The following is an 18,198-nucleotide window of genomic DNA, read 5'->3' as shown; positions in this document are numbered from 1 at the left end:
CCAATTCGTCCACTTGGAGTAGAAAGAAACCACCAGCGTCGCTGCGCTCCGAAAGGTGGACGAATTGCCTCGGAATCAGTGGCCGGTTTCCTCTGGAATGAGTGGACGAATTCGTCGGAATACGCACAAATGAATGAAGATGAAGATGAAGATAAAAACAACCAAAGGGGGTGCTCTTTTTGGGCCTTTTTCGATAGTGACACCTTTTGTAATTTGTAGGTCTGACCCTTTGGTTTTTTCTTTGGTTTTTTCACCTCCAGAGCCGCATTGCCATCCTCGGCCTGATAAATAACAACCTCACTCATGATGACCTCCTAATTCCTCCATCAACTCCTGCTTCAGCATCTCCCGCGTCTCACTCACCCCTGTAAGCAGCGTCTTGTACTCGGCCAGCAGCTCGTCGGGATCACCGAGTGCATCGGCAACGAGTGAAAACTTGCCATGGAATTGTTGGGTTGCAAGACCCCGGCGGCGCTACGGAAGAAACCGGTCTACTCGACCAGTTCATTTATGAAAAGTGTAGACGCGCCCCCCTCATGGTCTTTCAAGTGCATGTGATTCGTTATGCCTTTTCTTCTTCGCGTGCTTGAGAAAGAGCTGATGCAATTAAACCTGTTGGCACCGCAACAATACCCAAACCAACCATAAGAACAAAAAAAGTAAAAAATTTCCCACCTGCTGTAATTGGAAACATATCTCCGTAACCAACAGTGGTCAAGGTAGTAACAGCCCACCAAAGACTATGAATTACCGACTTGAATTGATCTGGCTGAACATCATTTTCAAAATAGTAGATTCCGACCGCAGACAAGTAAAGCATGATGATTGCAACAAATCCAAACAATATTAGTTCTTCTTTTGCTATAGAAAGAGCCCTTTGAAATCTTTTTATAGCCTGATTGTACCTGAATAGTTTCAAAATCCTGACTAAGCGCAGTAGCCTAAAGACCCGGACTGCTCTAAGATCTAAACCAGAAGAAATATAGAATGGAAGGATTGCTAATAAATCAACCACGCCATAGAAGCTGAAAACAAACGTCGCTTTCTTTTTTGCGACTATTATTCGGAGGATATATTCAATCGTGAATATTATGACTGTAGCCACCTCGAAAATATTCAGAAGTTTTTTGATGTTTAGGGTTAGATCAGGGAGCGTATCAATGGTGAAAGTTACAAGTGACACAACTATCAATAGTTGAATTGTAAAGGCAAATCCCCTTCCATAGAGATTGTCCGTATCATCTACCACCTTTCTGATTTTTTCGATGTGACTCACTCGCACGTCCTTTTCAAAGCGTAACGGCAACCATCAGCGACGCCCACCTTTGGCGCGTCCGCTGGATGGTGGGCGTTAAAAGCTTACTTCGTTTTTACTTTGATATACGCATAGTCTGATGCAGATGCGCCTTTGAACAAGGAAACTTCTCTCAACCCTTGGATTGACTCCCATCGCATGGTGAACGCATTGGTAAATGATGGGTTTGCCTCTTTCAAGCCAAGAGCGCCTAAGGCCGCTTTTGAAAAAGGAACTTGATCAATTCCTCCAACAGTAATCCAGTCTGCTTTGCTGTTTATAAAGATGATTTCCGTTTCCCCTTTATTATATTGGCACTTCTTTCCGTACTTGCTATTGCCACAAGAAGACGGTACTCCGAGATATGTTGAAACCTCTTTTTCTGATTTTCCTGTAATCTTGGTTACATCAATGATTGCTTCAGCCTGAGCCAGGCCTGCTATGAGGACAATAGTGGCCGCAGTGATAATTTTCTTCATTTGTTTCTCCTTTGTTCCTCCCAACAGTTTTGGCCTGCGCGGCGGATCACAGAACGTGGAGAGCTGTGAATTCAGGGGAAAGTTTACTTAATTCCTGTGGACATCCGTTGAATTGCATCCATCAGCATCGGTAAATTCAGCTGAATCGTATTCCAGACGATCTCCAGATCAACTCCGAAATATTCATGCGCCAGCAGATTGCGAAAATCCTTGATGTCTTGCCAAGGAACACCCGGATAAGCCTGCTTCACATCCGCCGACAGCTTCCCCACCGCCTCACCGATAATTTCGAACTCGCGAATGACCGCCGAATAGCGCATGCGATCCCGCACAAACGTCTCGAAGTCGATCCCCGCAACATAACTGTGAATCGCCGCGCCCGATTCGAGAATATCCTGGCAATAGAGCCGGTCCGAGCGTTCAGACATGAATAATCTCCTTGGAGACCTTCTCTCTGGCCAGCGGTTTCAACGCACTCTCGATCCCCAGATCGACCGGCTTGCCGAACTGCTGCTCCAGGTAGCGCCGCAGGCCGAAAAAACTGCTCAGCGACTTGTGCTCCGGAAGTAATTCGATGGCGATGTCGATATCGGAATCGTCCCGTTCATCTCCCCGTGCATAACTGCCGAAGAGACCGATACTCGTCACGCCGAAGCGTTGCTCCAGTTCGTCTTTGTGCGTCTGCAAAAAGAGGATGATATCGTTACGGTTTCTAACCATGGCATGGCTCCATCGATTGAATGCGCAGAGTATACTTTTGCCTTGACCTGAATGCAAGAAAGGCGTTCGGGGTACATATATCTCCTGGAGGTACAGGGGAGATTTCCCATCCAAACGCGTTGGCGGGCCCTTTATTCTATTACCGCGAAGATCACGAAGAAGTCGTTATACTTTTGCTCTTTCTCCGGAAAATCTCGACAGGGTCATGCAATCAAATCCGCATCAACTCTCTTCACCGCTCACCACACAGGCAAGTAATGCCCGCTCAGAACAAACCGTGAATCAGATCAAGCAACGGCCCCGGATAGAGGCCGAGCAGCAGCGTCGCCAGCAGACACACCCCCAGGACGGCATGCTCCAGTTCGTTCCCCGGATGGAGGGTGTTCCCCTGCGTATCGTCCTCCGTGAACATGGCCAGTACCGGTCGCAGGTAATAGTAGAGCGAGACCAGCGATGCGATGACCGCGAGGAGGGTTAAAGCGATGAAGTCGCCTTTGATGGCGGCGCGGAAGATGCCGAACTTGGCGATGAAACCGGCGGTGGCGGGGATGCCGGCGAGGGAGAGGAGGAGAATGGTGAGGGTGGCGGCGCGGAACGGGTGGCGGAAGCCGACCCCGCGCAACGATTCGTAATCCTGCACTTCGGCGCGGCTGCCGCTTAGCGAGGTGATCACGCCGAAGGTGCCGAGGGTGACGACGGCGTAGACGACGAGGTAGAAAACGACCGCTTCGAAGCCGCCGCTATTCCCCGCCAAAAGGCCGATGAAGAGGTAGCCGACCTGGACGATGGAAGAATAGGCGAGCATCCGTTTGAGGTTGGTCTGGGCCAGGGCGCAGAGACTGCCGACGATCAGGGTGAGGGCGGTCAGACCGACGACGAGCGGATGCAGCAGTGCCCAGTCGGGGCCGAACCCGGCCAGCAGCGGAACGAGGGCGGCGAGGACAGCGCCTTTCGAGCCGGCGGCAAGGAAGCCGGAGACCGGCGCGGGGGCACCCTGATAGACGTCGGGGGTCCAGAAGTGGAACGGAACGAGGGAGGTCTTGAAGCCGACTGCGACGGTGACCAGCAGCCAGCCGAACAGACCGAGCGGGTGCAGCGCGCCGTTGCTGACCACCCCGGTCAGCGCTGCGGGGAGATGAAACGACCCGCTGGCGGCATAGATCAGGGCGATGCCAAAGGCGAGGAAGGCGGTGGCGACGGAGCCGAGGACGAGGTACTTGATACACGCTTCGGCGCTGTGCGCCGAGTCGCGGTTAAAGGCGATCAGCACGTAGAAGGCGAGTGACAGCAGCTCCAGTCCGAGGAAGACGCCAACCAGCGAGGTTGCCCCCGACAACAGCGCCATGCCGGTGGCGGCCAGCAGGGTCAGGGCGGTGTACTCACCACCGCCAAAGTGGCGATTGGCCCCGTAACGCAGCGACAGCAACAGCGTCAGCGCGGCGGCCAAGGCCCAGAGGATGGTGAAGAAACGGGCGTAACTGCCGGTGCCGAAGAGGCTGGTAACTTCGACGGTGGCGGGGGGGAGCAGTCCGGCGCACAGCGCCGCCGTCGCCGCGCTGAACACACCACCGATGACGACGCTCCGGTAACCGAGACCGAAGGCGCCGAGCATCAGCCAGATGACGGAACCGCCCGCCAGGATCAACACCGGCAGCAGCGCAAAGAGCTCTGGTCCGCTCATGGCGCCCCTCCGCTTAACGTCCCGACCGTCGTCAGGAGAAATTGCACCGGCTCCCGCAACGGCGCCAGGAACGGTTCGGGGTAGACGCCGACCCAGACGATCAGCAGCGCCAGCGGAACCAGCACCCACCCTTCGCGCCAGGTCAGGTCGGCCCACACCGCGTCATCGGCCGGGGAGCCCCATAATACCGCCTTGAGCAGGCCGGTCATGTAGACAGCGGTGGTGACCATCGTGGTGGCGGCCACGGCGGCAAGCAGCGGATGGGCGCTGAAGGTACCAAAGAGGATTAAAATTTCGCCGACAAAATTTCCCAGCCCCGGCACTCCGGCGCTGGCCATCCCGAAGAGGAGGAAGAGCCCGCCGAGGAACGGCGCGCGTCCCCAGACGCCACCGAGTTCATTCAACTGCGTAGTTCCGGCGCGGGCGGCGATCATCCCGCTGGCGGCGAAAAGGGCAGCGGCGGAGACGCCGTGAATCAGCATCAGCAGGATCGCGCCTTCGAGGGCGGTGGTATTCCAGACCGCGAGGCCGAGAACCACCAGCCCGAGGTGCGACACCGACGAGTAGGCGGCGAGGCGTTTCAGATCGGTCTGGCGATACGCCACCCAGGCGGCGTGAAAAAGACCGAAGAGTGCCGGAATTATCAGCCACGGCAGCCACAGCCGCGTCGCGTCGGGGAAGAGCGGAAAGCCGAACCGCAGCAGACCGTAGATCCCGGTTTTGAGGAGCAACCCGGCAAGGTCGACCGCGCCGCAAACCGGTGCGGCGGTGTGGGCGTCGATCAGCCACGAATGCAGCGGCACGATCGGCGCCTTGATCAGGAACGCCGCGAGAAATGCGCCGCAGACCCAGTACTGTGCCGGGCCGGTTAGGGGGTGCTGGAGTAGCTCGCGCAGGGCGAAGGTGTAGGTGCCGGTCTGCTCACCGTGCAGCAGATAGAGGGCAATGATCCCGACCAGCATCAGCAGACTGCCGCAGAGGGTGAACAGAAAAGCCTTGAGCGCGGCCCGTACCCGCCCTTCGCGCCCCCAGATGCCGACCAGAAAGAAGAGCGGCACCAGCATCACTTCCCAGCAGATATAAAAGAGGACCAGATCGAGGGCGAGAAAAACGCCGAGAAAGCCGGATTCCATGATCAGCAGCAGCGCCAGGAAGAACGGCACCCGCTCGCTGATCCGCCAGGCGAGAAGGTGAGCGCCACAGCTGAGCCCCGCGGTCAGAACGATCAGGGTCAGCGCCAGCCCGTCGAGGCCGAGCGTCCAGCGGATGCCGAAATGCTCGATCCACGCCGCATCCTCAATCACATACCAGCCGCTACTGCTGCAATGCTCCCAGCCGAGCCATAAAGTCAGCCCCAGCACGGCGACGCTGGTGGCCAGCGCCACGCCACGGCAATCGCGGGCCGCTTTGCGCAGCAGCAGGCAGGGGAGCACACCCGCCAGTGGCAGCAGGGTAATCAGGGTGAGCCAGGGAAATGTCGGTAATGCATTCATAAGTCGTCAGTTCACGTCAACGGTTCAGTGTGAGCCAATCAGGAGCAACAGGCCACAGCCGAGCAGGATCAGCACCCCCCAGGCAAAGCCGTGGAGATGGGCGGTCAGGCGGCCATTGCCGAGCCAGCGCAGCTTGTCGCCGCAGTTGCGCACGGTTTGCGCCAGCCCGTCGAAAGTTTCGTCAAAGAGCAGCCGGTCGAGGCCTGCGCTGCAAAACAGCGCCATGCCGCGATACGGACGCAGCAACAGGAGTTCAAAGCAGCGATCACATCCCCAGCCACCGCGCAGCCAGCGCGCCACGCGGGTTTCGGTCCGTGCTGTTTTGCGCCGGTAACGCAGGTGCGCGGCGAGCAGGCCGACAACAAAGAGCGCCGCCCCCCCCGCCCACAGGCGCGACTCAACCGCGTGCGACAGGTGCACGACGAATTCTCCACTGGCGGCGAGGCGCTGCTGCAACCAGGGGGAGCCCCCGAGCAACGCGGGCCAGTTGAGCAGTCCCCCTCCCAGCCCGAAGAGGGCCAGCGGCAGCAGCGGCCAGACCATCAGCGCGGGGAGCCGGTGGTTATCAACCGGTCCGCGCGCGCTCCCGGCGAAGACCAGGTAGAGCAGGCGGAAGGTGTAAAATGCGGTGAGGAGCGCGGTTAACGTCGCTACCCCCCACAGCAGTTGATAAACCGGTTCCGGACGCGCCAAAGTGGCCGCCAGAATCGCATCTTTGGAGAGGAAGCCGCCACTCAGCGGGAACCCGGCGAGACACAACGCCCCGGCGAGGAAGAGGATAAAAATCAGCGGTGCGCGGCGGGCGACCCCCCCCATGCGGAAGATGTCGTTCTCTTCCGCCGCGAGGTGGATGATGCAACCGGCCGCCATGAACAGCAGCGCCTTGAAAAACGCGTGGGTAAAGAGATGGAACATGGCGCCGGAGACACTCCCGGCGCCGACGGCGAGGAACATGTAGCCGATCTGGCTCATCGTTGAGTAGGCCAGCACGCGTTTGATCTCGCGCTGCGCCAGGGCGCAGGTGGCGGCGTAGAGTGCGGTTGCCGCGCCGACCACCGCGATGGCCAGCAGGCCGGTCGGCGAGAGGGAAATCAGCGGAAAGAGGCGACAGAGGAGGTAGACCCCGGCGGTGACCATGGTCGCGGCATGGATCAGCGCCGAGACCGGGGTTGGCCCGGCCATGGCGTCAGGGAGCCACGACATCAGCGGCAGCTGCGCCGATTTGCCGCACGCTCCGAGTAACAGCAGCAGGGCGAGAGCGGTCAGCGTGGCCGGAGCGAAGCTCGCCGCCTGGGCGTTGATCGCCGTCAGCGAGAGGGTGCCGCACAACTGATAGAGCCAGAGCAGGGCAACGGCAAGGAAGACATCGCCGATCCGCGTGACCAGAAACGCTTTGCGTCCGGCGGCGGCATTCTCCGGGTTGCGATACCAGAAACCGATCAGGCCGTAAGAACAAAAGCCGACCCCTTCCCAGCCGAGAAAAAGGAGGAGCAGGTTGTCGGCGAGGACGATCAGCAGCATGGCAAAGACGAAGAGGTTGAGGAGCGCGAAGAAACGCGCGTAACTCTCGTCAGCTTTCATGTAGCCGACCGCATAGAGGTGGATCAGGGTCGAAACCCCGCTCACCATCAGCGCCATCGGCGCGGAGATGGCGTCGAACGACAGCTCGACCGGAATCGTCAGCGGGCCGCTGTCCAGCCAGGTGAAGAGGGTGGCGTGCAGCCCGTCACCGGCGGCCTGCGGCCAGAAAAGGAGAGTCAGCAGCGCTGCGCTGGCGACGCCGCACACCGCCAGCGTTTCGGCCACCAGCCGGGGCACACGCATGCCGAAGAGGGCGTTGAGGATACCGCACAGCAGCGGAAAAAACAAAATGAGGCAGAGCAGTTCAGGCTTCATCCGCGCAACTCCGAGAACGCATCGGCGTCAGTCGTGCCGGTCCGTCGCCGCAAGGTGACGACCAGCGCCAGGGCGATGGCGACCTCTGCCGCAGTCGTGGTCAACAAAAAGAGCACGAAGAGTTGACCGTCCAGCTGCTGCCAGAATGCCGAGGCTGCAACCAGCACCAGCACGGCGGCGCTGACCATGATTTCAACACCGATGAGGATCATGATCAGGGTGCGGCGGGCCAGCACCGAACCGAGACCGATGGCGAAGAGGAGGGCGGCGAGGATCAGAACATGCCCGAACGGGACGGTCATTTTGACCCCTTTCGGCTATCGGGACGCCCGATGTACCAGGCGCCGACCGCGGCGAAGAGCAATTGCAGCGAGGCCGCCTCGACCGCCAGTGCATAGTGGCAAAAGAGCGCCTGGCCGAAGGCGCGCGGCGCGGCGTAGAACGACGGCAGGCGACTGCTTGCCAGCGGGTCGGTCATGATCAGCAGCACCGAGCAGGCGGCAATCGTCCCCCCGAGGAGCAACGCTGGCAGCCAGCGTCCGTAACCGGCGGCGGCGGGGAGATCCTGCGGGGCCAGTTGCAGGATCATGATGATAAAGAGGAACAGCACCATGATCGCCCCGGCATAAACAATCACCTCCCAGGCGGCAATCAGCGGCGCGCCGAGCAGGTAGAAGATCAGCGCCAGGGCAAAGAACCCCAGCACCAGATAGATCACCGCATGCACCGGATTACGCCGCGTCACGCTCATCAGCGTGGCGATGAGTGCGGCTGATGCGAGGATGTAGAAGAATATGTTGGTTAATAGTTGTTCCACTTATTTTCTCACCACGAAGGACACGGAGATCACGAAGAGGGTGATAATACTAATCGCTTGATTCCGTCCTTGAGCAGCCTTTCGTTGAAGTTGATCAAAAGTCCTGTTTTTTGTTTTGCAAGTTTCGTGTAGGTCAACCGTTAAACGCATTTTTTCTCACCACGGAGGACACGGAGATCACGGAGAAGTCATAAAACCAATCTTTTTAGGTAACTATTCACCTGCCCACCCAAAGGTCGTCATCCCCGAGCGATCCTGTCGGGGATCTAGACTTTCAACCCTCAAAACCCTGGATTCCGGCTAAACCCCTGCCGGAATGACGTTGCAGGAGTCGCCTTCAGGCGCGATGGTTCGCGGCTAAAGCCGCTCCTACAAAAGAGCTGAATAATTACCATTTTTATTTTCCCTGCCTTCTTCTTGTTTTTCTCCGTGTCCTCCGTGTTCTCCGTGGTGAAAAACAAAGCTTTAAGGCAGTAAATCCTTCACATCCACCGGCCCATATTCGCCGTCGCCGCCACCGCGCGGTTTGCAGACGCCGATGCCGGCGTGTTTGTAAAAGTTGTAGAATTTATCCTTGCCGCCGTGATCGACCAGCAGGTCTTCTTTCTCGAAGACCAGACTGAGTGGATCACGTTTGCAGATTTCGTAATGGATGCTGGTTTGGATCGCCAGTGTCGGGCACGCCTCGGTGCACAGTCCGCAGAAGATACAGCGGGCGAAGTTGATCCGGAACCAGGCGGCGTAACGGCGACCGTCGGCGTCTTCGGCGGCCTGCAGGGAGATGCAGTCGACCGGGCATGCGGCGCTGCACAGGTAACAGGCAACGCAGCGCTCTTTCCCCTCCGGGTCGCGGGTCAGGATCAGTTGCGCCCGGTAACGGGGGGGCGGGGTCCGCTTCTGCTCCGGATATTCGATGGTCACCGGTTTGCGAAACAGGTAGCGGAGGGTGATCCACATCGGTTTCCAGGTGCCGGATATGTCGCGCCAGAGACCCATAAGCTATCCATTCATCCAGAGCAGCGCCGCTCCGGTCACCAGCAGATTGAGCAGACCGAGGGGAAGCAGGACTTTCCAGCCAATATTCATCAACTGATCGTAACGCAGGCGCGGTTGACTGCCGCGTACCCAGATGAAGACGAAGGCGACAAACAACGCCTTGCCAGCGAACCAGACGATCGGCGGCAACAGCGGGCCGTGCCAACCGCCGAGAAAAAAGACCGTGGTCATGCTGCCGAGGATGACCAGGTTGATATATTCACCAACGAAAAAGAGACCGAAGCGCATCCCCGAATATTCGGTATGAAATCCGGCGACAATCTCGTTCTCCGCCTCCGGCATGTCGAACGGCGTGCGTTTCGATTCGGCAAAAATGCAGACCACGAAAATCAGGAAGCCGAGCGGTTGCGTCAGGATAAATGGCAGCTGCTTTTGTGCCATGACGATGTCGGTCAGCGAGAATGACCGCGCGGCCATGATCACCGGCGCAATCGCCAGCCCCATCGCCAGCTCGTAGGAGACCAGCTGGGAGAGGGCGCGGATCGAACCGATCAGGGCGTATTTCGACCCCGACGCCCAGCCACCGAGAACAACCCCGTAGACTGCCAGCGAGGAAAACGCCAGGAAGTAGAGCACCCCGACATTCAGATCGCAGACCACCATCGGCAGCTCGCGCCCGAAGATGTGCAGCGGCGGCGAAAACGGCACCACCGCGAAGGTCAGCAGGGCGACCAGTGCGGTCAGGCCGGGGGCGAAGAGATAGACCAGCTTGTCGGCATCGGCAGGCATGAAATCTTCTTTGCTGAGCAGCTTGATCAGGTCGGCGAGGGGCTGAATCAGGCCGCAGGGTCCGGTACGGTTGGGACCGGGGCGCATCTGCATGCGCCCGAGGATCTTGCGTTCCGCCAGCACCAGGTAGGCCGCCAGACCGAGCACCACGCCGAAGATCAGCACCAGTTTAATCAGAATCAATAATCCGCTGATGAGGAGCTCAAGCATCATGCTTCCCCCTCGACCGCTTTCAATGTGCAACTCAGCGCGCCGCCACCCGGTACAAAACCGGAAGCGGCACCGCGCAGCAGATGGGGCAGGAAGGCGATCCCTGCCGGGACGGTTGCGGTGCAACGGACGCGTAATCTGAGATGACCGAGTTCGCTGGTCAGGACGGCATCGGCACCATCTGTCAGACCACGCTGTTGGGCGTCTTCGTCGGCCAGGAGAATGTACGGCTCGTCACGCAGCGGATCGAGATGGACTGAATAGGTGGCGAAGATATCAGCCCCACCGAACGTGTCGATCGGCCAGAGTTGCAGGCTGCCGGGAACGCTTCTCACCACCGCACCGTCATCATCTTGTGGTCGGGGCGGAATGCCGATGGCGGTGACAATCTCTCCTTCAGCTGCAGGATGAATTCGCGTCAGGGCAGCGAAACGATTATCGGTGCGCGCGAGCTGCTGACGCAGCGCTGCTGTTTCGGTCGGTTGATTTAAAATCTCCGCCAGAATCGCCCACGCCGGGCGGGGCAGGCTGCCGGGGGCGCTCTGTTCAAAGGTGCGCGGCGGATGATCGCCGCCACCGGTTATGGCAACACTGAGCCCCGGATCAAGGACTTTAGCGAACGCCTGGAGGCGCCCTTCATGGTTGATGTAACAGCCGTCACTTTCGACCGGAACCGTGGTCGGCAGGACGATCTCGGCGTGACGGGTGGTCTCGGTTGGCAGTGCGTCGAGAACAATCAGATTCTCCAGCTGTGCCAGTGCCGACTGGGCGCGACCGTGCTGCGGATAATCCTCAAACGGATCGGTCTCAAGGCAGACCAGCGCTTTTATCGTCCCGTTGAGGATGGCGTCGAGCAGGTCGTCAAAATCGGGGCCGCCATTCGAGAGCAGGCCACTGGCGTAGCTGTTCGGTCCGGACAGCGGCACCAGCACTCCACACGGTCGCGCTGCTGTCGAAGAGGCATCGACCAGATCGAAGAGCCGCTCAATCCCCGCCGCGCCGAGCAGGGCGCCCGCGCCGATGATGACCGGGTTTTGCGCCGCCGTCAGGTCTTTCCCAAGATTTCGCAGGGTGGTCGATTCGTCCCGCGTCCAGCCCTTGAACTTGTTCGTTGCCAACTGTTCCAGCGCCAGTTGCAATTGTTCCGGCGTCAGGGGGAGCTGCTCGAAGCTACACGGCAGTTGCGGTGGACGCGGATCGAGGATCACAATCCGGGCGCCGTTACGCTCCGCCTGACGGATGGCCAGCGCCAGCAGCGGTGCTTCGGCCAGTGGTTCCGCGCCGATCAGCAGGATGAAGTCGCTGCTCTGGATGTCGCCAAGACTGCGGCGCTGGTCGCCGAGCCGGGCGGTAACGGTGCGGGCGATGCGATCAAACTCGGGATGACATTCGTACACCGTTCGGGTACAGCTGGTCGCTGCCGCCCACTGCCCGAGCAACAGGTTTGCTTCAAGGGTGGCGCGACATGAGCCGAGGAAGGCGACCGTTCCGTGGCCGTGGTGCTCGATGGTTTGGCTGATTCGTTCGTGGACGGCGGCCAGAGCGTCGTTCCAGCTGACGCTTTCGCCATCGACGTGCGGTTCCCGCAAGCGTTGGGGATGATTCTGATAACCGTGGCCGAAACGCCCCCGGTCGCAGATGAAGAAGCCATTGACCGCGCGATTGACCCGCGCCTTAACCCGTAACAGTTCGCGATAGCGTCCACCGGGGAGGGTGTTGCAGCCGAGGGAGCAGTGCGGGCAGACCGATGGCGCTTCCTGCAAGTCCCAACTGCGGCATTTGAAGCGGAAGGTTTTGTCGGTGAGAACGCCGGTCGGGCAGACATCGATAATATTGCCGGAGAAGGGACTTGCGAGCCGTCCTGCCGTGACCCGCCCGTAGGCGACCCGGTTGCGCGACCCGAAGGTGCCGTAATCGGTGCCGCCACAGTAGTCGCGGTAGGTACGCACGCAACGGTAGCACTGGATGCAGCGGTTCATCTCCTGGACGATGAACGGGCCAAGATCCTGATTCGGATAGGTGCGTTTCAATCCCCGGAAACGCCGCGTCCCGTGACCGGCGGCGATCGTCATCTCCTGAAGCTGACATTCCCCCCCTTCATCGCAGACCGGGCAGTCGTGGGGGTGGTCGGTCATTGCCCATTCAGCAACATGAGCGCGAAATTCCACCGCTTCCGGGTCGAGCGTTGTCACTACCATACCGTCCTGCGCCGGGACCATGCAGGCCATCTGGATCCCCTTGATCGGACCGCTGTCGATTTTTACCGCGCAGAGCCGACACGCCCCCGCCGCCCCGAGGGCTTCATGATAGCAGAAGTGCGGAATCACCAGTCCCAGACGTTCCGCCGCCTGGATAACGGTGGTGCCATCGGCTACGGTAACGGTCTGGTTGTCGATGGTCAGGGTCGGCATGGTTACTTTTTCTTCAGCGGACAACGTCCCTTGATAACGTGATCCGCAAGTTCCTGTTCAAAATGGTTAAGGAGTCCGGCAACCGGGCCCATCGCCCCTTCGGCAAGGGCGCAGAACGAACGACCGCTGATGTTGCGAAACTGGTCCTTGAGCATGTCGATGTCATCGAAAGTGGCCTTGCCTGATTCGATCTTGTTCAGCAGCCAGGCCACCACCGGCAGCCCGTCGCGACAGGGGGTGCACCAGCCGCAACTTTCGCGGGCGAAGAAGCGGATCAGGTTGAGCGTCGCCGCGACCATGCAGGTGGTATCGTCGAAGACCGTCACCCCGGCGGTGCCGAAGCGGCTGCCGACCGCTTCGAGCGGTTCAAAGTCGAGCGGAGTATCGAGCTGGGCGGCGGTCAGATAGGGAGTTGAGGCACCCCCCGGCAGACAGGCCTTGAACGTGCGCCCGCCGCGTACCCCGCCGCCGACCTCTTCGACCACCTCGCGCAGCGGAATGCCGACCGGCAGTTCGAAACAGGCGGTGCGTTCGAGATGTCCGGAGAGCCCGAAGAGCTTGGTCCCGGCCCCCTCCAGGGTGCGTGCCAGCCCTTTGTACCATTCCGCGCCGTGGTTGATGATATGCGGTACGTTCGCCAAAGTCTCGACATTGTTCACGGTGGTCGGTTGACCGAAGAGGCCGCGCACCGCCGGAAAGGGCGGCTTCGAGCGCGGGTTGGGGCGTTTCCCTTCCAGGCCGTTGAGCAGGGCCGTTTCCTCGCCGAGGATGTAACGCCCGGCGCTGCGGTGGACGTGGATTTCACAGTCGAAGCCGCTGCCGAGGATGTTCTTGCCGAGATACCCGGCGGCAGTAGCTTCGGCGACCGCGCGGTCGAGATTGGCAGCACAGTCCTCGAAGGCGTAACGAATGAAAATATAGGCGACCGGAGTTTGCAGCGCAAAGGCAGAGATGATCACCCCTTCAATCAGCTGATGCGGATCGGCCCTGAGCAGCTCCCGATCTTTGTAGGTGCCCGGCTCCATCTCGTCGCAGTTGCAGACCAGATATTTTTTCCCTGGCTGATCGGCGGGGAAGAACGACCATTTGATCCCGGTCGGGAACCCCGCGCCACCACGACCGCGCAGGTTGGCGCGTTTGGCCTGATCGCGAATCGTCGCCGGATCGAGCTCTTTGAACGCTTTTTCCAAGGCCGTATAGCCGCCGGTCGTGCGGTAGCCGTCAATCAGGACCGTCTCGCCGGGAACACGATTCTTGAACAGCACCTGCGGGTACTCGCTGATCCTGGGGCTCATGCCGACACCTCTGCGCGTACCTGAGCCAGAATCTCGTCGACCCGTTGCGGAGTCAGTGGGCCGTAGGTGGTCAGACCGATCATCATCGCCGGCGCGTCGCCGCAGGCCCCCAGACAACAGGTCGGCAGCAGGGTGAAAACCCCGTCCGCTGTTGTTTCCCCCGGTGCAATGCCGAGTTTTTCTTGCAGATAGGCGAAGATCGCTTCCCCCTCGCGGGTCCAGCAGCAGATCGAATCGCAGACATGGATGACCCGCTTGCCGACCGGACGGCGGAAAATCTTGTCATAAAAGGTCGCCACTTCCTCGACCTCAATCGGCAGAATCCCGAGCAGCGCGGCGACCAGCGTCACGCCCTCGTCCGGTACCCAGCCATGGTGGCTCTGCACCGCGCGCAAGGCGTCGATCACCAGCTCACGCGGGTGGGCGATGGCGGCGGCTTTGCTGCGAAAGAATTCTTGCTGATTTTCGGGTAGTAGTTCCATAAACCTTTTTTCTCACCACGGAGAGCACGGAGGACACGGAGAAAATCTCAATACTCCAAAACCTTTATTTAAAAAGGATGCTCAGGGTTTAGAATCAAAAACAAAATCTTTTGAGGTTAAAGTCAAAACCGTAAACTTTGATTCTGATCATCCTGAATATCCCTGTTTAATTATCTTTGTTTTCTCCGTGTTCTCCGTGTCCTCTGTGGTGAAATCGCCTTTTTAGCGATCCAGATCTGACAAAATAAAATCCACCGACCCCAGGATCGCCATCATGTCCGCCAGCTGCCAGCCGCGCGAAAGCATCGGCATGATCTGGATGTGCGGGAAGGACGGGGTGCGGATGCGCATCCGGTAGGGGATGTTGCCGCCGTCGGAGATCATGTAGTAGCCGTATTCCCCCTTGCTTGATTCGATCGCCCGGTAACATTCACCGACCGGCGGGGTCAGGCCGCGCGAGGTGTTGACGAAGTGGTGAATCAGCGTCTCGATATCGCGTTCGGTGTCGGGGCGTTGCGGATAGGCATAACGATTGTCGACACTCGTCCAGCGCCCTTCCGGCATATTGTCGGCAGCCTGGCGAACGATCTTGATACTTTCCTTTAATTCCAGCAGGCGGACTTTGTAACGGTCGTAACAATCACCGTTTTGCGCGGTGACGATGTCGAAATCGAAGTCGTCATAGACCGAATAGGGCATCGTCTTGCGCAGGTCCCAGGCAAAACCAGTGGCGCGCAGGTTCGGGCCGGTGACCCCCCAGTCGATCGCCTCGGCGGTACTCAGCACGCCGACCCCCTCGGTGCGGGCGCGAAAGATTGGCCCGTCGGAAATCATCTTGTCGAGTTCATTGATCAGTTGATCGAAGTCTTTGGTGAATTCCTTGACGACCTTCTCCCAGCCGCTGGGCAGATCGGCAGGGAGCCCGCCGATGCGCAGCCAGGCGGGATGCATCCGCCCGCCGGTGATCATTTCGATAATGTCAAAAATTTTCTCGCGCGAATTGAAGGCGTAGAAAACCGGCGTCATGGCGCCGATGTCATGAGCATAGCTGCCGAGCCAGACCAGATGGCTGGCGATGCGGAAGAGTTCGCAGAGCATCACCCGAACGTATTCTGCTCGCTGTGGCACCTCGATTCCGAGCAGCGTTTCAAGTGGCCGCAGATAGGCGAGATTGTTCAGAATTCCGGACAGGTAATCGACCCGGTCGCTGTAGGGGATATATTGGTTCCAGTGCTGGCGTTCGGCGATCTTTTCCGCGCCGCGGTGGTGATAGCCGATATCGGCATCAAGGTCGAGCACTTCTTCGCCGCGCAATTTGGCGACCAGACGCAGCACGCCGTGGGTGCCTGGATGGTGTGGTCCGAGGTTGAGGAGCATCGCCCGGTCATCGTCCGCCAGCGGTTTCCCCTTGAAGAATTCACCGGCGTCGAGGGGCTCAAATTGTTGCGCGGTAGTGGCCGTGAACGGGGCCATTTCGGTGGCGCGCGAGGGGTGTTCCTTGCGCAGCGGGTGCCCTTCCCAGCTGGGAGGAAGGAGGATGCGCCGCAGGTCGGGGTGTCCGGCGAAATCAATCCCGAACATATCAAAGACTTCGCGCTCGTACCAGTCGGCGGCGGGCCAGATGTCGGTGATCGACGGTGCCTGGGGGAAATCACCGCGCAGCGGGGTCTTGACGCGCAGATAGCCGGGATCGTCAAAATTAAGCAGATGATACGTGAGGGTAAAGCGTTCAGCGTTGCCGGGGTGGCGACCGCTCTCGTCGACAGCGGTTAAATCCTCCAGCCGCCGATAACGCTGTGGCGCCTCGTCCTTGAGAAATCGGAGCAGCGCCGGAGTTGCTGCCGGGGTGGCGATCAGGGTCTGCATATCGGCGGCGCCGGGATCGACCCGCACCTGAACGCCGAAGCGTTCATGCAGGACCGCACTCAAATCAGATTGTTGCGGAAATGCGACGCGGGGTTGCGCCGGCCGCCAGTGGCGGCGCGCCCGATTGCCGGTGAAATCCGGGTGCTGCATCGAGGTGCCACGAATGGAGCTGCCGGTGTAGCCGGGGCCGCGTGGGTCACGCGCCTTGCTGACGCCGTCGACCAGCACCGGGCCGGTCGAGCCTTCACAGCCGCCGGTCATGCCGAGCACTTTGCGGGCGGGCGATTCCTCGTTGACGATCTTCTGCTGCAACAGCATCAGCCCCTGTATGAACGCCTCGGGGCGCGGGGGACAACCGGGGATATAGACATCGACCGGCAATAGCTGGTTGACCCCCTGGATGACGCTGTAGACATCGTACATCCCGCCGGAGTTGGCGCAACTGCCCATGGAAATGACCCATTTGGGGTTGGCCATCTGTGCGTAGATGCGCAGGATTGAGGCCCCCATCTTCTTGAACGGGGTGCCGGAGATGATCATCAGGTCGGCTTCGCGTGGCGAACCGCGCAGCACTTCCGCGCCGAAACGGGCGAGATCAAAGCGCGGCGTCATGCTCGTCATCATCTCGACGAAGCAACACGACAGACCGAAAAAAGCAGGCCAGAGGCTGTTCTTGCGCCCCCAGTTGATGGCGTCGTCGAGGGTGGTCAGAATGACGTTGTCGGGGAGTTTTTCCGTCATCGATCGTTGCCTCCGGTCACGGAAAAACGCCGCGCACGGGCGGCGGGAGGCGACCAGTCGAGCGCGCCGACGCGCCACAGATAGACCAGCCCGAGAAAGAGGATAACGACGAAACAGCCGATCTGGGCAAAACCGGCCCAGCCCAGGAGATCATAGGCGACCGCCCAGGCGAGGACGAAAACGACTTCCAGATCAAAAACGATAAAAAAGATTGCGACCAGATAAAAAGGGACCGGATCGACCAGCCGCGAGGAGCCGGTGGGAATGACGCCCGATTCATAGGAACTGTTTTTGAGCGGTGAACGGGTTTTCTGGCCGAGAAACCAGGCCAGAAAGAGGAGCACGCCGATGATCACAGTGGCGATCAGGGTATACAGGGCGAGGGTGAAGACCCCTTCCGGGGAAGGCGCTCCGGAACCGGGAATATTGAGTGTTTTTGGTATGATGGGATGGTTTTCAAACATTCAGATTCTCACCGAATTGCGGCGTGATTCAAGCTGATGGTAAAGTGTATACAATTTCTTCGGGATGAACATCTTATCATATTATCAACACTGTCATCAGCTTTATCATGCCGTCAGGCACCAATGATTTGCGCGCGGCACAATCATTGGTGCATTTCTGCCGCAGGAAATTGACGTCCGTCATTTCCTGCTGAAAATCTGGCCTGCTGGAATCGCCGCAGAGGGCACCCTCTCTCTACCTATTTTCCGAATGCGGCAAGAAAATCCTTGAGCGTCAGCGGATCGTTAGACTTAATCTTGCCGCTCATAAAATCGGTCATCCCCGGACGATAGCCGTCGTTCCATATTTTCAGGAAAAAATCGGTGTCGGTCTTACAGACGCAATCGGCCGCATCGATTGTTTTCCCCTCTTCAACCCGGCAGGTTTCCGGGGTGAGGACCACCGTTCTTTTGATCTCATCAATCGAAAAGTAGAAGCTGGTTTCCGCTTCGATTTCACCTGGGGTATAACTCCCCTCCAGGCCGGAAAAAATAGTTGCAATCATGATATTGGACCTTTTTGAG

At 59.1% G+C, this 18,198-nt stretch carries 19 protein-coding genes; all 19 read right to left on the bottom strand.

From position 1 onward, the window contains the following. The coding region (locus K0A93_05140; GenBank protein ID MBW6511494.1) for a hypothetical protein at window positions 1-305 on the bottom strand (305 nt) is incomplete at its 3' end. 257 nt (window positions 306-562) lie between these two features. Beyond that, a complete protein-coding gene (locus K0A93_05135; GenBank protein ID MBW6511493.1) occupies window positions 563-1,276 on the bottom strand; it encodes an ion transporter in 714 nt (237 codons plus the stop codon). Between the two features lie 83 nt (window positions 1,277-1,359). After that, the gene (locus K0A93_05130; GenBank protein ID MBW6511492.1) at window positions 1,360-1,773 is read right to left on the bottom strand and encodes a hypothetical protein; all 414 of its coding nucleotides are present in this window, start codon (window positions 1,771-1,773) and stop codon (window positions 1,360-1,362) included. Window positions 1,774-1,856: 83 nt separating this feature from the next. Beyond that, complete coding sequence (locus tag K0A93_05125; protein ID MBW6511491.1) at window positions 1,857-2,201, bottom strand: DUF86 domain-containing protein; 345 nt, start codon at window positions 2,199-2,201, stop codon at window positions 1,857-1,859. Next, window positions 2,194-2,493 (bottom strand): nucleotidyltransferase family protein, encoded by a 300-nt coding sequence (locus K0A93_05120; protein ID MBW6511490.1) that lies wholly within the window; start codon window positions 2,491-2,493, stop codon window positions 2,194-2,196. The genes K0A93_05125 and K0A93_05120 overlap by 8 nt, the downstream gene beginning before the upstream one ends. Window positions 2,494-2,758: 265 nt before the next feature. Continuing rightward, window positions 2,759-4,174, bottom strand: coding sequence for an NADH-quinone oxidoreductase subunit N (locus tag K0A93_05115; protein ID MBW6511489.1), 1,416 nt, complete (start codon window positions 4,172-4,174; stop codon window positions 2,759-2,761). Continuing rightward, entirely contained in the window at window positions 4,171-5,667 is a 1,497-nt protein-coding gene (locus tag K0A93_05110) for an NADH-quinone oxidoreductase subunit M (protein ID MBW6511488.1), read from the bottom strand. Before K0A93_05110 ends, K0A93_05115 begins: the two co-directional genes overlap by 4 nt. Window positions 5,668-5,691: 24 nt before the next feature. After that, window positions 5,692-7,563 (bottom strand): NADH-quinone oxidoreductase subunit L, encoded by a 1,872-nt coding sequence (gene nuoL / locus K0A93_05105; protein ID MBW6511487.1) that lies wholly within the window; start codon window positions 7,561-7,563, stop codon window positions 5,692-5,694. Further along, window positions 7,560-7,865: an NADH-quinone oxidoreductase subunit NuoK gene (gene nuoK / locus K0A93_05100; GenBank protein MBW6511486.1), complete on the bottom strand. Its 306-nt coding sequence runs from the start codon at window positions 7,863-7,865 to the stop codon at window positions 7,560-7,562. Before nuoK ends, nuoL begins: the two co-directional genes overlap by 4 nt. Next, a complete protein-coding gene (locus K0A93_05095) occupies window positions 7,862-8,314 on the bottom strand; it encodes an NADH-quinone oxidoreductase subunit J (GenBank protein MBW6511485.1) in 453 nt (150 codons plus the stop codon). The genes nuoK and K0A93_05095 overlap by 4 nt, the downstream gene beginning before the upstream one ends. Window positions 8,315-8,409: 95 nt before the next feature. Further along, window positions 8,410-8,517, bottom strand: a complete 108-nt coding sequence (locus K0A93_05090; GenBank protein ID MBW6511484.1) for a GxxExxY protein — start codon at window positions 8,515-8,517, stop codon at window positions 8,410-8,412. 328 nt (window positions 8,518-8,845) lie between these two features. Beyond that, window positions 8,846-9,376: an NADH-quinone oxidoreductase subunit NuoI gene (gene nuoI / locus K0A93_05085; protein ID MBW6511483.1), complete on the bottom strand. Its 531-nt coding sequence runs from the start codon at window positions 9,374-9,376 to the stop codon at window positions 8,846-8,848. Window positions 9,377-9,379: 3 nt separating this feature from the next. Beyond that, entirely contained in the window at window positions 9,380-10,375 is a 996-nt protein-coding gene (gene nuoH, locus K0A93_05080) for an NADH-quinone oxidoreductase subunit NuoH (GenBank protein MBW6511482.1), read from the bottom strand. Then, window positions 10,375-12,786 carry an NADH-quinone oxidoreductase subunit NuoG gene (gene nuoG / locus K0A93_05075; protein MBW6511481.1) on the bottom strand — a complete coding sequence of 804 codons (2,412 nt, stop codon included), beginning with the start codon at window positions 12,784-12,786 and terminating at the stop codon, window positions 10,375-10,377. Before nuoG ends, nuoH begins: the two co-directional genes overlap by 1 nt. Before the next feature lie 2 nt (window positions 12,787-12,788). Further along, on the bottom strand, window positions 12,789-14,081 hold the full coding sequence (gene nuoF, locus K0A93_05070; protein MBW6511480.1) for an NADH-quinone oxidoreductase subunit NuoF: 1,293 nt from the start codon (window positions 14,079-14,081) through the stop codon (window positions 12,789-12,791). Further along, window positions 14,078-14,563, bottom strand: a complete 486-nt coding sequence (nuoE, locus tag K0A93_05065; protein MBW6511479.1) for an NADH-quinone oxidoreductase subunit NuoE — start codon at window positions 14,561-14,563, stop codon at window positions 14,078-14,080. The genes nuoF and nuoE overlap by 4 nt, the downstream gene beginning before the upstream one ends. A gap of 222 nt (window positions 14,564-14,785) precedes the next feature. Beyond that, on the bottom strand, window positions 14,786-17,170 hold the full coding sequence (locus tag K0A93_05060; GenBank protein ID MBW6511478.1) for an NADH-quinone oxidoreductase subunit B/C/D: 2,385 nt from the start codon (window positions 17,168-17,170) through the stop codon (window positions 14,786-14,788). Beyond that, a complete protein-coding gene (gene ndhC / locus K0A93_05055) occupies window positions 17,167-17,634 on the bottom strand; it encodes an NADH-quinone oxidoreductase subunit A (protein ID MBW6511477.1) in 468 nt (155 codons plus the stop codon). The genes K0A93_05060 and ndhC overlap by 4 nt, the downstream gene beginning before the upstream one ends. Window positions 17,635-17,873: 239 nt before the next feature. Next, window positions 17,874-18,179 carry a hypothetical protein gene (locus K0A93_05050; GenBank protein MBW6511476.1) on the bottom strand — a complete coding sequence of 102 codons (306 nt, stop codon included), beginning with the start codon at window positions 18,177-18,179 and terminating at the stop codon, window positions 17,874-17,876. Window positions 18,180-18,198: the final 19 nt, after the last annotated feature.

The organism is Desulfuromonadaceae bacterium (assembly GCA_019429445.1).
In the GTDB taxonomy this organism is placed as follows: Bacteria; Desulfobacterota; Desulfuromonadia; order Desulfuromonadales; family JAHYIW01; genus JAHYIW01.
This window is presented reverse-complemented; position numbering and strand designations above follow the sequence as displayed.

Excerpts from the sequence above, each read along its gene's own strand:
- K0A93_05060 (MBW6511478.1), bottom strand. The coding sequence starts at position 17,170 with ATGACGGAAAAACTCCCCGACAACGTCATTCTGACCACCCTCGACGAC.
- nuoE (MBW6511479.1), bottom strand. The coding sequence starts at position 14,563 with ATGGAACTACTACCCGAAAATCAGCAAGAATTCTTTCGCAGCAAAGCC.
- K0A93_05110 (MBW6511488.1), bottom strand. The coding sequence starts at position 5,667 with ATGAATGCATTACCGACATTTCCCTGGCTCACCCTGATTACCCTGCTG.
- K0A93_05050 (MBW6511476.1), bottom strand. The coding sequence starts at position 18,179 with ATGATTGCAACTATTTTTTCCGGCCTGGAGGGGAGTTATACCCCAGGT.
- K0A93_05095 (MBW6511485.1), bottom strand. The coding sequence starts at position 8,314 with ATGAGCGTGACGCGGCGTAATCCGGTGCATGCGGTGATCTATCTGGTG.
- K0A93_05115 (MBW6511489.1), bottom strand. The coding sequence starts at position 4,174 with ATGAGCGGACCAGAGCTCTTTGCGCTGCTGCCGGTGTTGATCCTGGCG.
- nuoH (MBW6511482.1), bottom strand. The coding sequence starts at position 10,375 with ATGCTTGAGCTCCTCATCAGCGGATTATTGATTCTGATTAAACTGGTG.
- nuoG (MBW6511481.1), bottom strand. The coding sequence starts at position 12,786 with ATGCCGACCCTGACCATCGACAACCAGACCGTTACCGTAGCCGATGGC.
- nuoL (MBW6511487.1), bottom strand. The coding sequence starts at position 7,563 with ATGAAGCCTGAACTGCTCTGCCTCATTTTGTTTTTTCCGCTGCTGTGC.
- nuoI (MBW6511483.1), bottom strand. The coding sequence starts at position 9,376 with ATGGGTCTCTGGCGCGACATATCCGGCACCTGGAAACCGATGTGGATC.
- nuoK (MBW6511486.1), bottom strand. The coding sequence starts at position 7,865 with ATGACCGTCCCGTTCGGGCATGTTCTGATCCTCGCCGCCCTCCTCTTC.
- nuoF (MBW6511480.1), bottom strand. The coding sequence starts at position 14,081 with ATGAGCCCCAGGATCAGCGAGTACCCGCAGGTGCTGTTCAAGAATCGT.
- ndhC (MBW6511477.1), bottom strand. The coding sequence starts at position 17,634 with ATGTTTGAAAACCATCCCATCATACCAAAAACACTCAATATTCCCGGT.
- K0A93_05120 (MBW6511490.1), bottom strand. The coding sequence starts at position 2,493 with ATGGTTAGAAACCGTAACGATATCATCCTCTTTTTGCAGACGCACAAA.
- K0A93_05130 (MBW6511492.1), bottom strand. The coding sequence starts at position 1,773 with ATGAAGAAAATTATCACTGCGGCCACTATTGTCCTCATAGCAGGCCTG.
- K0A93_05125 (MBW6511491.1), bottom strand. The coding sequence starts at position 2,201 with ATGTCTGAACGCTCGGACCGGCTCTATTGCCAGGATATTCTCGAATCG.